Raw genomic sequence first — 14642 nt, forward strand, 5'->3', positions numbered from 1 at the left:
AGGAAGCCCATCTCCATCTCGACGATGGTCTGCATCACCGAACCGCCCTCGAAGAGGCGGGCGGCGCCGACCGCGAGGCTGGCGAGCCCGGAGGACACGGCGGCGACCTGCTCGGCACGCTCGCCCGGGATGCTCGTGCTCGAGGCCATGAGGAGGCCGTCGGCGGACACGAGGATCGCGTGCGCGGCGTCGGGGACGTCGTCGACGAAGCGCGACATCACCCAGTCGAGGTCTCGGTCGTCACCGGCCGTGCCGGTGGCGGCGGGGGCGGCGAAGGAATCGTGCGTCATGCGGGGCCTGCTTCCGTGTGCTGGGTGGAACTCTGGGCGGCTGCTCGACCGCGGCTGACCCCGGCCTTGTGGGCCTGGAGCCGGCGGCGGATCGCTTCGGGGTCACGTGTCTTGGTGGTCGTGGGCGGGGTCACGCTACCGGGAACGAGGCGCTCTCCGGGGGCACGTCGCGGAAGTCCGACGGCGGTCGGGTCGGCGGCGGGCGCCTCCTCGGCCACGTGCTCGGCGATCTCCCACCCGCGGTCGACCTCGGTCTCGTGGATCTGGCTCGCGTCGCCGGTCAGCCAGCCCGAACGCATGGACTTGAAGAGCGGCGACTCGCCACCGGCCCGGGCGGGCTCGGCGTCGTGCGTCAGGCCGTTGCTCAGGCCGTTGGCGTGGCCGTTGCTGTGCCCGTTCGCGTGACCGTTCGCGTGTCCGTTCGCGTGACCGTTCGCGTGACCGTTGCTGTGCTCGAGGGGGGCCCCGGGCTGGTACGGCGTGGTGGGCGGCTCGTACGCGCGGAACGGGTCGGTCAGCGGCTCGGGCTCGGGGACCGGCGCCTGGGCGACCGGCTCCTCGGCGACGGGCTCGGCGACGGGCTCGGCGACGGGCTCGGCGACGGGCGCGGGCTGCGCGACCGGCTCCGCGACCGGCTCCGCGACGGGCTCCTCGGACGCCGGCTGCGGCGCCGAGCTGACCGGGGTGCCCAGTCCGAGCGGGTCGTTGCGGTCGAACTGGACCTCGTCCTCGTCCACCTGGGCGACCGGCTCGGGCTCGACGACCGGCTCGGGCTCGACGACGGGCTCGGGCTCGGGCTCGTCCTCGAGCTCCGCGGCGGGCTCCGGGTCGGCGGGCGTCGGCAGCGGGTCGGCGGTGGGTGGGGCGGGCGGTGGGGCGGCCACCCAGGCGGCGACGATCTCCCGCAGCCGCGCGCCGGCCGTGGCCCGCACCTGCCGGCCGGCCGCCTCGGAGGCCAGCGAGATGTGCCCCGACCAGCCCTGCCACGGGTCCGGCCGGGACTCGACCAGCACGTACGGATGGCCCACCGGCAGCTTCGGCTTCGGCGGCAGGTCGGTCACTGCGTCGAGGCGGACCGCGCCGGGATCGAAGCCGAGCACCCCGGAGGTCTCGTACGCGCCGCCGTGCCCCCGGGCTGTCAGCGGCCCGTACAACTCGGTGGTCTCCGCCGGGGTCACCAGCTGGAACCAGTTGACCAGCAGCAGGCTGGCGGTACGCCGGCCGGAGACCCACTCCATCGCGGCCCGGACGGTGGACATGTTGGCGTCGTGGCCGTTGACGATCAGCAGCCGGGGGAAACCGGCGGCGACGATCCCCTCGATCACGTCGGCGAGGTAGCCGACGGCGATCTCCGGCCGGATCGACACCGTCCCCGGCCAGGGCCGGGTCTGCCCCGGGCAGGCCGCGTACGGCACCGCCGGGAAGAGCACCCCGCGCGGCCCGGCAGCGCCGCCGGCCTCGGCGACCCCGTCCGACGCGCCGCCGGCCTCGGCGACCCGGTCCGACGCGCCGCCGGCCTCGGCGACCCGGTCCGACGCGCCGCCGGCCTCGGCGGCGAAGCCCTCGGCGAGGATCAGGTCGGTGCCGAGCGGCAGGTGCGGGCCGTGCCACTCGACGGCGCCGACGGGCAGCACCGCGTAGTCGGCCGCCGCCGCGACGGCGGCCAGCTCACCGCCGGGAATCCGGGTGGCGGGCAGCAGCCCGCCCCCGGCCGGCCAGGTCACGCCGTCCACTTCGCCGCCTCCCGGGTGGCCCGGCCGCCGTTCTGCAGGCGGCCGGAGAACACCATCACCATGAAGATCAACACCACCTGGAGCATGCCGTACGCGGCGGCGGTGCCGACCTCGAACGAGTACATCCGGTTGTTGATCTCGACCGAGATGGGTGCCGTCTCCGAGGTGTAGATCAGCACCGAGGCGACGAACTCGCCCACCCCGTTGACGAACGCCAGCAGCGCGCCGGCCAGCACACCGGGCAGCATCAGCCGCAGGGTGACCGTGCCGAACGCCCGCCACCAGGGCGCGCCGAGGTTACGGGCGGCCTCCTCCAGCGACGGGTCGATCTGGGCCAGCGTCGCCGAACTCGACCGGAACACCAGCGGCAGGAACCGCACGAAGTACGCCAACGGCATGATCCAGAAGGTGCCGATCAGCACCTGACCGAAGCTGAACGCGTTGCCCGTGCTGAACGCGGAGATCAGGTTGATCGCCACCACCGTGCCGGGCAGCGCCCAGGCCAGCATGACCGCCACGTCGAGCAGCCCCCGGCCCCGGAAGTCGAGCCGGCGCACCGCGTACGCGATCAGCACACCGACCACCACGCAGCCGACCGTGGCGAGCAGGCTCATCTGCAACGAGTTGAGGATCGGCCGGTACGCCCCCGGGTCCGAGAAGATCGTGACGAAGTTCTGCATCGTGTACTCCGACGGGATCACCTCGGTGGTCCACGAGCCGTCCCGGGAGAAGGCGACCAGGGCGATCGTCGCCACCGGGGCGAGCAGCACCATGGTGGCCAGCACCGAGGCCAGCAGCGCCAGCCACTTGCCGAACGGGTTGGTGATCTCCCGGCGGTGCGAGGCGACGCCCTTGGACTGGGAACGGTAGCTGCGCCGCCCCTCGTACCAGCGCATCCCGAGCAGGAACAGCACCGACGCCACCGCCAGCACCGACGCGTAGGTCGAGGCCATCGGCAGGTCGCCGTTGGTGCGGTTGATGTAGATCTGCATGGTCATCGTCCGGTCCACGCCGAACAGCAACGGCGCGGTGTACGACGCCAGCGACGTCATGAAGACCAGCAGCGACGCCGAGACCAGCGCCGGGGTGAGCATCGGCAGCAGCACGGTGCGCCACACCCGGACCCGGCTCGCGCCCAGGTTGTAGGCCGCCTCCTCCACCGACGGGTCCATCCCCACCAGGGCGGCCGAGGCGGCGAGGTAGAAGAACGGGTACATGGTGAAGGTGTGCACCACCAGCACCCCGGCGATACCGGTGAACGGCAGCACCGGGTTCTCGGTGCCGAGCAGTTGTTGCAGACCGCGCGGCAGGATGCCGGTCTCGCTGTAGAGCAGCTGGAACGAGATCGCCCCGATCAGCGGCGGCAGCGCCGCCGGCACCAGGATGATCGCCTCGATCAGCCGCCGGCCGGGAAACGAGAAGCGCTTGAGCAGGAAGGCCATCGCCACCCCGACGATCCCGCAGAGCAGCACGCTGGCCGCCGAGATCCCCAGCGAGGTGAGCAGCGCCGACCGGGCGACCCCGGTGCCGGTGACGAACTCGGTGTAGTTGGCCACCCCGTCCACCCCGACGCTCTCGGCGAAGGTGGCGAACATCGGCTGCACCACGTAGCCGAAGAGGATCAGCGCCAGCGGGAACACCAGCAGGTACGGGAACCACGGCGAGTTGGCGTTGAGGCCGCGCCGGGGCCGGGCGGCCTTCGGCCCGACGGGGTCCTGGGTGACCGGCGGCACGGTGGCCGGGCTCGGCGTGGCGGGAATGGTACTCACGGCGTCACCTCAGTTCGCGACTGCGGGGCTCGCAAAACCGGCTCACTCCTCGCGCTCACGGGCGCACCACCCACATGCGGTCCCGGTTGAGGCGCAGGCCGACCTGGTCGCCGACGGCGATGCCGGCCGGGACGTCGATCGCGGCGACCTGCACCGGCTCGCCGGCCACCTCGACCACGAGGTTGGTGGCCATGCCGGTGAACTCCACCTCGGTCACCCGGCCGGTGAGCGCGCCGGGCTCGGTGGCCGAGGTGAGGCCGAGGTGCTCGGGGCGTACCGAGACCAGGGCGGTGTCCCCGGCGCGCAGGCCGTGGTCGGCGGGGGCGGCGACGGCGGTCTCGCTGCCGTCGGGCAGGCCCACGGTGACAGTGTCGGCGGCGGCGGTGACCACCGGCAGGCTGAGCACGTTGCTGCGGCCGATGAACCGGGCCACGAAGGCGGTCGCCGGCCGGTGGTAGATCTCCTGCGGGGCACCGATCTGGCGGACCCGACCGGACTCCATCACGGCGATCCGGTCGGACATCGCCATCGCCTCGGACTGGTCGTGGGTGACGTAGATGGCGGTGGTGCCGGCCTCCTGCTGGATCCGCCGGATCTCCACCCGGGTCTCCTCGCGCAGCTTGGCGTCGAGGTTGGACAGCGGCTCGTCGAGCAGCAGGGTACGCGGCCGGATGACCAGCGCGCGGGCGAGCGCCACCCGCTGCTGCTGGCCGCCGGAGAGCTGGTCGATCCGGCGGTCGCCGTAGCCGGCGAGGTGCACCTGGCCGAGGGCCTCGGTGATCCGCCGGGCGGACTCGGCCCGCCCCACCTTGCGGATCTTCAGCCCGTACGCGACGTTCTGCGCGACGGACATGTGCGGGAAGAGGGCGTAGTTCTGGAACACCATGCCGGTGTCGCGCTTGTTCGGCGGCCGGTGGGTGACGTCCTCCGTGCCGAACCTGATCCGCCCCGAGGTGGGGAAGTAGAACCCGGCCACCATCCGCAGGGTGGTGGTCTTGCCGCAGCCGCTCGGCCCGAGCAGGGTGAAGAACTCCCCGGCGGCGATGCTGATGTCGACGTCGTCGACGGCAGCGGTGTCGCCGGCACGCGCGAAGCGCTTGCTCACCGACTCCAGCGTGACATCGATCATGATGTCTTCTCCTTCATGCGGTACCGGACCTGGCCGGGCGGGGTGGCGGGACGGGCGGTGCCGGGGGCGGGACGGCCCCCGGCACCCGTACAGGTCAGCCCTTGTTCTTGATCTGGCTGTTCCAGTGGTTGATCCACTCGGTCTCGTTCTTGCCGATGATGTCCCAGTTGACGTCGAGCGGCTTGAGGTTGAGCTGGGCCAGCCACTCCGGCTGCTGGGCGATCTCCACGGCCGGGATCTGGTAGTAGTCCTTGGCCAGGTCGGCGCGCAGCGTGTCGTCGAAGAGGAACTCGATGAACTTCTGCGCGCCGGTGCTGTTGCCGCCCTTGACCGCGGCGAGCCCGTCGACCAGCACCGGGGCGCCGGAGGCCGGCATCACGTAGCCGAACGGCATGTTCGACTGGTTGGCCTGCAGCAGGATGTCCTGCAGGTTCCAGGCGCTCAGGGTGCCCTGCTGGCGGGACAGCTTGAGGTAGAGGTCGGCCGGGTTGGCCGCGTACGCGCCGGTGTTGGCGTCGAGCTTCTTGAGCCAGTCGTAGCCGGGCTGCGGGTTGCTGCCGTCCGGCGACTGCCGCATGATCATCGCAGCGTAGATCGACCGCATGGTGCCCGAGGCGGCCACGTCGCGGATGACGATCTTGTCTTTCCACTCCGGCTTCAGCAGGTCGTCCCAGTCCTTCGGGGCCTGCTCCGGGGTGAGCGCCTTGTTGTTGTACATGATGACCTCGGGCAGCAGGATCTCCCCGAACCAGCGGCCCTCGGCGTCCTTGTACTTGGCGTCCATCTTGCCGGCGAACGCGGGCTGCCAGGCGGCGAGCAGGTCCTCACCGGCACCGGCGGCCAGCCCCTGCTGGGTGCCGCCCCACCAGACGTCGGCCTGCGGGTTGGCCTTCTCGGCCCGGACCCGCTCCAGGATCTCCTGGGCGCCCAGGTTGAGGATCTCCACCTTCCCCTTGTACTCGGGGTACTTGGCGGTGAACTTGTCCACGACGAAGGTGGAGACCTTCTTGTCGCGGGCGGTGTAGATCGTCAGCTTCTCCGTCTCACCGGCGGCGGTGTCGTCCGAGCCGCCGCCGCAGGCGGTGCCGGCGGCGAGGACGGTGGCGAGCGCTCCGGCGAGCAGAAGTCGACGTCTCATGGGGTACCTCCGAGGGGTGTGGGCGGAAGAATCAGCGGTTTGAGCAGGTCAAGGGGCCGGTAACAGGGTGGGTAGCCCGGCGGCGGCGGCCGAGAGGGCGTAGCTGACCGCGCCGTGCAGCACCGCGCGGTCGCCGAGCACGGCCCGGCGTACCTCGGTGGTGCTGGGCGCGGCGGCGGCGACCAGGTCCTGGAGCCGGCCGACGGCGGCGTCGTCGAGGTCGGCGGCGGCGCCGCTGAGCAGCACCCGCCCCGGGTCGATCACGCAGACGCAGGAGACGATGAGCCGGGACCAGGCGTTCAGGAGTTCGTCGAGGTAGCCGGCGGCGTCCGGGTCGTCGGCGGCCAGCTCGACCAGCGCGCGTACCGGCGACTCGGGGCGGCGGCCGGGGGCCAGCGCGACCACCCGTTCGGCGATCGCGTTCTCCGACCAGCGCGCCTCGAACGGGCCGATGCCGTCGTGTCCCCGGCCGGCCGGGTCCAGCGGCAGGAAACCGACCTCGCCGGCCGCGCCCCGGGCCCCCCGCCGGACCTGGCCGTCGAGCACCAGGCCCGCGCCGATGCCGTCGGCGACGTGCAGCAGCAGCAGGTCGGCCACGTCGATGCCGGCCCCGGCCGCGTGCTCACCGGCCGCCATCAGGTTGACGTCGTTGTCCACCACCACGGGTACGCCGAGCGTCCGCTGGACCGACTCCCCTATCGGACGGCCCTCGATCTGGCCGACCGAGGGGGCGAGCCGGACCGCGCCGCCGGAGATGACGCCGGGCGCGGCGATGGCCACCCCGCGCAGCGCCGGCAGCCCGTCGCCGGCCAGTTCGGGCACCGACCGGCAGATGGTGTCGACGATGTCGCCGGTCAGCCGGACCGTGCGGTGGGCGACCACCGCGCCGTCGCTGTCGGCGATCTCGCAACTGATCCGGGACGGCTCCAGCGAGACGGCGGCGACCAGTTCGGCGCGGGGGTTGAACTCCAGCATCGCCCGGGGACGGCCGGCCCGGGAGGCACCCGGACCACGTTCGATCAGGTAACCCTCGGCGATCAGGTCCCGCACCAACGGGGTGAGCGTGGCAGGGCTGAGGCCGGTGAGCTCGGTCAGCTCGGCCCGGGAGAGCACCCGGACCTGGCGGGCGGTGGAGATCACGGAAAGCCGCTTGATCTCCTTCGACCGCTCCCGGCTCACCGGGCTCGTTGGTGGCGTCACCACGTCTGTCACACTTCCTTCCTACGGCGAACGAATTAAAGAGTCAAGTAACAAGTCCGTCTCAGCCGGCTCACCTCGGACCACCGGAGCAGCGAGAACGTCCGCAATTGGAAGCGATGGGCGGGTTCGGGGCACCGTTCCGGCGCACCGCAGGACATCCCGGACATCGCCCTCTTTATTTCTTCTGCAAAGAAAGAAATACCTTCCAAAGCATTGACGTGCCGCTGCGGTGGTCCCTAGCGTCACCGGGCGAAGGCCTTCCAGTGTGTACGGAACCCGTACCGCTGCCGTACCCGGTGCACCGCGTCCGACGACGCCCACCGTTCCCGTTCCCGCCGCCTCACCGTCCACCGACGACCCCGCGTCGGATGCCCCGCGTCCGACGCGGACGGTCGCTGCCCGGACACCGTGGTCCCGGAAGGATCCGCATGCGCATCAAGGGTTTCCTGCTACCCACCGCACTCGCCCTGGCCGTGGCCGGGGCGCCCGCCACCGCCGTCGCCGCCCCGGCCGACGTCCGCCCGCCCAAGGCCGTCGACCTCGACGTGCTCTTCGTCAGCGCCCACCCCGACGACGAAGCCGGCAGCCTCGCCACCCTCGGCCAGTGGAAGGAGAAGTACGGCGCCAAGGCCGGCGTCGTCACCATCACCCGGGGCGAGGGCGGCGGCAACGCCGTCGGCCTCGAAGAGGGACCGCCGCTGGGCATCATCCGCGAACGCGAGGAACGCACCGCGATCGGCAAGGCCGGCGTGGAGAACCTCTACAACCTCGACCGGGTCGACTTCTGGTACACCGCGTCCGCCCCGCTGTCCGAGCAGATCTGGGGCCACGACGACACCCTCGGCCAGATCGTCCGGGTCATCCGGACCACCCGGCCCGAGATCATCATGACGATGAACCCGTCGCCGACCCCGGGCAACCACGGCAACCACCAGCAGGCCGCCCGGTTCGCCGCCGAGGCGTTCGCCGCCGCCGCCGACCCGAACGCCTTCCCCGAGCAGCTCAGCGCCGAGGGGTTGAGCCCGTTCCGGGCCGCGAAGTTCCTGCGCAGCGGCGGCACCGGCACCTCCGCCGCCGGCCCGCAGTGCGCGACCAGCTTCACCCCGACCGTCCCGACCGACCAGGTCTTCGGCGTCTGGGAGGGCACCGAAAGCGCCAACGGGAAGACCTGGGCCGAGATCGAGGTCGACGCCCGCCGGGAGTACGTCACCCAGGGCTGGGCCGGCACCGCCGCCGCCCCCACCGACCCGACGAAGATCCGGTGTGACTTCTACACCCTGATCGACAGCCGCGTCCCGTACGACCCGGCGGACACCTCCCCGGAGGCGATCCTGCGCGGCTCGGTGCTGCCGCCGGTGACCGGTGGCCTGCCCAAGGGCACCGAGCTGTACCTCACCACCGACCGGTTCGACCTGGCCCCCGGCGCGACCGTCGAGGTCACCGCGCACCTGCGCGCCCCGCACAACCGCGCCCTGGTCAAGCCCCGGATCGACCTGCGGCTGCCGGCCGGCTGGAAGGCCAAGGGCTCCGGCGTGCTCAACAACGACGTGCCGTCGGGCAAGGAGCGGACCCGCAAGTTCACCGTCACCGTTCCGGCCGACGCCGACACGAACCAGCAGCAGCTCATCGGGGCCACCCTGACCACCCGCCAGGGTGCCGGGCGCACCGACCGGGCCGTCCGGGTGGTCGCCGACGTCCGGGGCACCCTGGAGCCGCTGCCCGAGGTGGGCACGTTCCGCACCTGGGCCGGTGACGGCGGATACCCGCAGTTGGACACCCTGATCAAGCCGGTGCTCACCATCGGCTCCGGCAAGCAGCGGTCGGTCCGCATCGACCTGCGCAACCACGGCCGGGTCAGCCGCTCCGGCACCGTCACCCTCGGCCTGCCGGCCGGCTTCACCGCCGACGCGGCCACCAAGAGCTACCCCGCGCTGGCCCCCGGCGCGACCGGGGCGGTCACCTTCACCGTCACCAACACCGACGCCACCCTGCCGACCGCCAACGAGGGCGGCACGGACGGCGACTACGGCATCACCATCACCACCACCAGCGCCGCCGGCAGCACCGTGGAGACCGGCGCACTGGAGATCGTGCCGACCACCGAGGTTCCGGCCGCCGGGGCCGGCACCGTCGACGGGGTCGCCTCGCCCGGCGAGTACCCCGGCCCGGAGCTGGACTTCTCCCGCATCTGGGAGGGTCAGGCCACGACCCCGCAGGACGCCTCGGCGACCGGTCGGATCGCCTGGACCGCCGACGGGCTGAAGGTGATCGTCCAGGTCACCGACGACGTGCTGGGCAAGAAGGTGGTCCCGCAGGACTGCAAGCGGCAGCGCCGTACCGACAGCGTGGAGATCATCGTCGACCCGAAGGGGAACTCGACGGACACCTCGACCGTGTTCAAGGCGGGCATCTTCCCGATCACCGACGACCCGGCCAACGGCAACCCGCCGTGCTGGCAGCGTGACGCCGACAACCGGCAGGGCCCGGGGGCGACCACCGCACCGGGGATGACCGTGGTCAGCAAGGTCAGCTCCCCGTACACCGGCTACACCATCGAGACGATGATCCCGTTCGCGGTGCTGCCCGACGCGGTGGACCCGGCCCGGATGGGCTTCAACGTGCTGGTCTACGACTCGGACACCCAGGACCTCAGCTCGCAGTCCCGGCTGGGCTGGTCCACCTTCACCGGCGTCCGGGCCGACCCGTACCGCTACGGCCTGGCCACCCTGCCCGGCTACCAGCCGGCGGCCCGGCAGCCCAGCACGCCGGTGTTCCCGGACACCTCGGCGCGCAGCGTGCACAGCCCGCAGACCATCGCCCAGTCGGCCGTGGACGGGGTGGCCCCGGCCGCCGTGCCGAGGCTGAAGAACTCGGCGCTGCGGCTGACCTCGGCCCACCGGGTCACCGACGGCGTGCAGGTCACCCTGCGTGCCGACCGGGCCGGAACCGCCTACCTGTACGCCTGGGACGGCGACACGGCCCGGGGCGAGCACACCGTACGGCTGGCCGCCGGTGACCGGGTCACCGTGACGGTCCCGGTCAGCGGGGGCACCCCGACGTCGCTGCTGGCCGCCTTCGAGTCCGGTGGCGCGGCAGTGGCGCAGCAGGTCCCGCTGAACTGATCCGCCACCGCGTGACCCGTGGCCGGTCGTCGACTCCGTCGGCGGCCGGCCACGCCGGTGTCAGGGGTCAGCCGGTGCAACTGGTGGCGGGCAGCCCGGTCAGCGGCATCGGGGAACGACCGGTGGGGCGGGCCTTGCCGGCCAGCACCCCGGCGAGCGCCGTCATCGAAGCCCGGCTGGACGAGTAGGTCGCCAGCAGGGTCGGCGAGGTCGCCTTCTCCAGCACGTACGGGGTGTCCATCGCCACGGTGACCGCCGCGTCGGCGGCGAGATCCTTCGGGCCGTCGCCGTAGCCGACCAGGTGCACCCGGGTGCCGCCCTTGGCCACCACCCGCACGCCCGCAGCGGTCAACGCCGCGGTGAGCGTCGCCCGGGTCTTGTCCCGCCCGTCGGAGGTGGTGACGGTGACCGGGCCGGACACCGCGACGCCGCACTTCCCGCGCAGCTGGGTGACCGCCGCGGCGGCCAGCGCGGTGGCGGCGGCCCGGTGCGGGGCGCTGTCGAGCGTGGACATCGCCGGCGTCGGCCGGTCGGCGAGCCGGAACTTCATGGTCAACACCCGGGTGACCGCCGCCACCAGCCGGTCCCGGGGCAGCGAGCCGTCGCGCAGCGCGGCCAGCAACCCGTCGTACGCCTGGCCGACGTTCGGGGTCATCAGGATCAGGTCGTTGCCGGCGAGCAGGGCCTTCACCGCCGCCTCGCCCGGCGGGTAGCGCTTGGCCGGCGGCATGTTCATCCCGTCGGTGATCACCACCCCCTGGAAGCCCAGCTCGCCGCGCAGCACGTCGGTGAGCAGCTTGCGGGAGAAGGTGGCCGGGGTGCCCGGGTCCACGGCGGTGACGTCGAGGTGCGCCGACATCACCGCCATCGCCCCGGCGTCGATGCCGGCCCGGAACGGCGGGAAGGCCGTGGCGTCCAGCTCGGCCCGGGGCTGGCCGACCACCGGGACCTCCTGGTGCGAGTCGGCGGCGCTGAGCCCGTGCCCGGGGAAGTGCTTGACGCTGGCCGCCACCCCGGCGCTCTGCAACCCCTGGACCGCGCCCGCGACCTGCGCGGCGGCCCGCTTCGGGTCCGCGCCGAAGGACCGCGAGCCGATCACCGTACTGCGGGTGGCCAGGACGTCGGCGACCGGGGCGAAGTCCAGGTTCACCCCCATCGCGGCCAGCTCGGTGCCGGCGGCCTTCCAGGCGGCCTCGGTCCGGGCCGGGTCGTCGGCCGCCCCGGCGGCCAGCGCACTGGGCAGCGTGGTCACCCCGTCGGTGATCCGGGTGACCACCCCGTACTCCTGGTCGGTGCCGACCAGGAAGGGCGCCGGGCCGGCCGCCAGCTTCCCGGCGGCCTCGCGCAGCCCGGCGGTCAGCTTCTTCACCTGGGCCGGATTGTCGACGTTGGTGGTGGACTGGTTGCCGGAGGTGGGGTCGTCGGCGCTGAACCCGACCAGGATCAGCCCGCCGAGCCGGTACTTCGCGATCATCTGGGCGGGGGTGTCGACCCCGGCGAGGGCCTGGTTGCCGGCGGCCGAGCCGGGGGTCACCGTCGTCGCCGAACTGCCGTACGCGTACGGCATCAGCACCTGGCCCACCAGGTCCTCGTCGCCGAGGGTGCCGGCCAGCGCGGCGGCCCGGCCGGCGGGGTCGTCGGCGGCGACGGACGCGGCGACGGACGCGGTGGACGTCGGGGTGGCTTCGGGGCGGACCGGCGCGGGAGCCTGTCCCTCCCCCGCGCATCCGGAGGCGAGCAGCGCGGTCAGGGCGGTGACGGCGACGCCGGCACGTCGCGGGGAGATCGGCACCCGGCCCATCCAACCCCCGCCGGAGATCAGCGGCAACCCGACCAGGTCAGGCGGTGGGCGCGGAGTGCCCCTCCCCGACCGGGTGTCCGGCTCACCGGCGGGTCCCGGGCGGGACGCGGCCGGTCCGGGTGAGCGGATTCACCCGGCGCCACCGCCCGGCGGGCGGCTACCCCTGGCTGGCCGCTCGCCGTGAAATCCAGCCGAAACGGGTCGGCCCGGGCGTGCGTGCGCCTCGGGTGGGGACGACCTCTCCGAGAGCCTTATGCCTGTCCGTCATAGATATGACGGACAGGCATACAGCTTTCTGCGGGACGTGGCTCCGGGAGTAGCCGACACGGGGTCGTCGGCGGGGTGCCCGGAGACGAGACCGGTGGGCATCAGGCATCGCACGGAGACAGGCCGGCAGGTGCCGACACCCGGACGGTCACGCCGACCGCATCGGCACATGCGACGGCGCGCGGGCGGGCTGCGGTCAGCCGACCCGGGTCAGCAGGGTCACCGGCGCGCCGTCCCCGGCGTAGCGGTAGGGCTCCAGCTCGGCGTCCCAGGCGGTGCCCATCGCCTTGTCCAGGGCGTGCGCCAGGGCCTCCGGGCGTACCGACGCCATGATGCTGCGCAGCCGGTCCTCGCCGAGCTGGATGTCGCCGGCGGCACCCACCGCGGCCCGGAACAGGCCCCGGCCGGGCACGTGCATGAAGCGTTCGCCGTCCGCGCCGGTGCTGGGTTCCTCGGTCACCTCGAAACGGATCATGGGCCACTGCCTCAGGGCAGCAGCCAGCTCGGCACCCGTCCCCGGCCGGCCGGTCCATCCGCACTCGGCCCGGCGGGCGCCGGGATCGACGGGCTGAGCCGTCCAGTGCAGGTTGACCGGCGCGGCGAGGACGCGCGCGATCGCCCACTCGACGTGCGAGCACACGGCGAGCGGGGTCGAGTGGACGTATACGACGCCACGCGTTGGCACGGTGACCTCCCGGAGGGCGAGGTGCGTCTTCCCCTACGACCTCGACACCCGAGTGGCTGTTGCCACACATGATGACTGCTGTGACGGATGGTGCGCCAGGGAATCGGAAAATTCGCCGGCGGGAAATACCCGGACCGGTGACCGGGGTTGTGCACTCCGACGGGCACGGTGAGCTGCCAGGCACCGTGGTCGTGTATATTTCTCTGGGCGGTTCTGTGCCGTCGCACCACTTCGCGGGCCGACGACCCACCCGGGCGTCCGACGACCACCGAGCGTCAGACGACCACCGGGCGTCACCCGCTACAGCCCCCGGACGTTCCCCGTCCTCCCGTACGTCTTGCAAGGAGCATCTCCGTGGCGAGCAACACCTCGAAGACCGCGCGCGCGTCAGTCCGGGCCGGCCAGGCTGGCCAGGGTGGCGCCCTCAGCGTGCTGGGCGAGTTCAAGTACCTCATCCCGCTCAACGGCGGCAAGCACGCCTACGTGCGGAACCTGACCAACGGCAAGACCGCGCACCTGCGTACCGACTCCGACGCCTTCGTCGAGGAGATCCGGACGCTGGCCACCGCCGGTCACGCCGCCAAGATCCGCGCCGAGATCAGCAACCTCGCCGCCACCCACCCCGACCACGGGTGGGACAAGACCGAGAAGCGTCTCGTCGAGGCCGGCGTCTTCGAGGGCTGAGCCCTCCCCCAGCACGACCGCAACCGCCCGTCGGGTCACCCCGGCGGGCGGTTGCGCGTCTGCGCCGGCCGGGTCAGGCTCCGTCGTCGAGCAGGGTGACCTCGCCGGTGTCCAGGTCGTACAGGGCGCCGACGACGTCCACCCCACCCGCCGCGACCGGGCCGGCCAGCATGTCGTCGGTGCGCAGCGCCCGCACCGTACGGCGGACGTGCCGGCGTACGGCCAGCGGGTGCACGGCCGGGTCGTGCGGCCCCGCCTCGGTCACCGCCGGGGTGATCCGCTCGACCAGGTAGCCCAGGTCACCGTCCGGACGCCGGCCCGTCCGCACGCTGTCCACCGTCGCGGCGACCGCGCCGCACCGTTCGTGCCCCAGCACCATCACCAGGGTGACCCCGAGCTGCGCCACCACGTACTCGATCGAACCCCGCACGGCCCGGTCGAGCACGTGTCCCCCGGTACGGATCACGCAGATCGACCCGAAGGTCTGGTCGAAGATCGCCTCCAGCGGCACCCGTGAGTCGATGCAGCCGAGCAGCACCGCGTACGGCTGCTGGTCGCCGGAGGCCACGGCTGCGGCGGCGGTCACGTCGTGCCCGTGGACCGGTCGGCCGCTGACGAAGCGCCGGTTGCCGGTGAGCAGATCGGCCAGCGCCGCCCGGGGGGTGCGCGCGGCCCGGGGCGGCCCGGCGTCGACGGACGGCCGGTCGGGGGTCCGGGCGGCCCCGGTGGGCGGACTCGGCATGGCTACAGACTGACCGCCGGGCCGACCTCGTGCGGGCGGGTCGGGAATCTTCTCACCGACACGGTTGGCGTGGTCTGATGTC

At 72.8% G+C, this 14642-nt stretch carries 11 protein-coding genes; 2 read left to right on the top strand and 9 right to left on the bottom strand.

Features of this window, described 5'->3' with window-relative positions:
• From ACOJTC_RS02730 to ACOJTC_RS02755, 6 genes are all read right to left on the bottom strand, one after another.
• Positions 1-290: roadblock/LC7 domain-containing protein (locus ACOJTC_RS02730; protein WP_420115606.1), on the bottom strand; the 290-nt coding region annotated here is incomplete at its 3' end.
• Positions 287-2023 carry a creatininase family protein gene (locus ACOJTC_RS02735; protein WP_420115607.1) on the bottom strand — a complete coding sequence of 579 codons (1737 nt, stop codon included), beginning with the start codon at positions 2021-2023 and terminating at the stop codon, positions 287-289. The genes ACOJTC_RS02730 and ACOJTC_RS02735, both read right to left, overlap by 4 nt.
• Complete coding sequence (locus ACOJTC_RS02740) at positions 2011-3792, bottom strand: ABC transporter permease (RefSeq protein WP_420115608.1); 1782 nt, start codon at positions 3790-3792, stop codon at positions 2011-2013. Before ACOJTC_RS02740 ends, ACOJTC_RS02735 begins: the two co-directional genes overlap by 13 nt.
• Positions 3793-3847: 55 nt before the next feature.
• Positions 3848-4921 carry an ABC transporter ATP-binding protein gene (locus tag ACOJTC_RS02745; RefSeq protein WP_420115609.1) on the bottom strand — a complete coding sequence of 358 codons (1074 nt, stop codon included), beginning with the start codon at positions 4919-4921 and terminating at the stop codon, positions 3848-3850.
• A 94-nt stretch (positions 4922-5015) separates the two neighbouring features.
• Positions 5016-6059, bottom strand: a complete 1044-nt coding sequence (locus tag ACOJTC_RS02750) for an extracellular solute-binding protein (protein ID WP_204926389.1) — start codon at positions 6057-6059, stop codon at positions 5016-5018.
• 48 nt (positions 6060-6107) lie between these two features.
• A complete protein-coding gene (locus tag ACOJTC_RS02755; RefSeq protein ID WP_420115610.1) occupies positions 6108-7271 on the bottom strand; it encodes an ROK family protein in 1164 nt (387 codons plus the stop codon).
• Between the two features lie 416 nt (positions 7272-7687).
• On the opposite strand from ACOJTC_RS02755, the gene ACOJTC_RS02760 reads away from it, so the two are divergent.
• Entirely contained in the window at positions 7688-10381 is a 2694-nt protein-coding gene (locus ACOJTC_RS02760) for a sugar-binding protein (protein ID WP_420115611.1), read from the top strand.
• Positions 10382-10448: 67 nt separating this feature from the next.
• Here the strand turns inward: ACOJTC_RS02760 and ACOJTC_RS02765 are convergent, their stop codons facing one another.
• Entirely contained in the window at positions 10449-12182 is a 1734-nt protein-coding gene (locus ACOJTC_RS02765; RefSeq protein WP_420115624.1) for a glycoside hydrolase family 3 protein, read from the bottom strand.
• Positions 12183-12645: 463 nt separating this feature from the next.
• Positions 12646-13134 carry a DUF3145 domain-containing protein gene (locus tag ACOJTC_RS02770; RefSeq protein WP_088647746.1) on the bottom strand — a complete coding sequence of 163 codons (489 nt, stop codon included), beginning with the start codon at positions 13132-13134 and terminating at the stop codon, positions 12646-12648.
• A gap of 354 nt (positions 13135-13488) precedes the next feature.
• On the opposite strand from ACOJTC_RS02770, the gene ACOJTC_RS02775 reads away from it, so the two are divergent.
• Positions 13489-13818 (top strand): hypothetical protein, encoded by a 330-nt coding sequence (locus tag ACOJTC_RS02775; RefSeq protein WP_088647745.1) that lies wholly within the window; start codon positions 13489-13491, stop codon positions 13816-13818.
• A gap of 73 nt (positions 13819-13891) precedes the next feature.
• On the opposite strand, the gene ACOJTC_RS02780 is transcribed toward ACOJTC_RS02775, so the two are convergent.
• Positions 13892-14560: a carbonic anhydrase gene (locus ACOJTC_RS02780; RefSeq protein ID WP_420115612.1), complete on the bottom strand. Its 669-nt coding sequence runs from the start codon at positions 14558-14560 to the stop codon at positions 13892-13894.
• Positions 14561-14642 lie beyond the last annotated feature (82 nt).

Origin of the sequence: Micromonospora sp., assembly GCF_048594385.1 — a bacterium.
Lineage (GTDB): Bacteria > Actinomycetota > Actinomycetes > Mycobacteriales > Micromonosporaceae > Micromonospora > Micromonospora wenchangensis.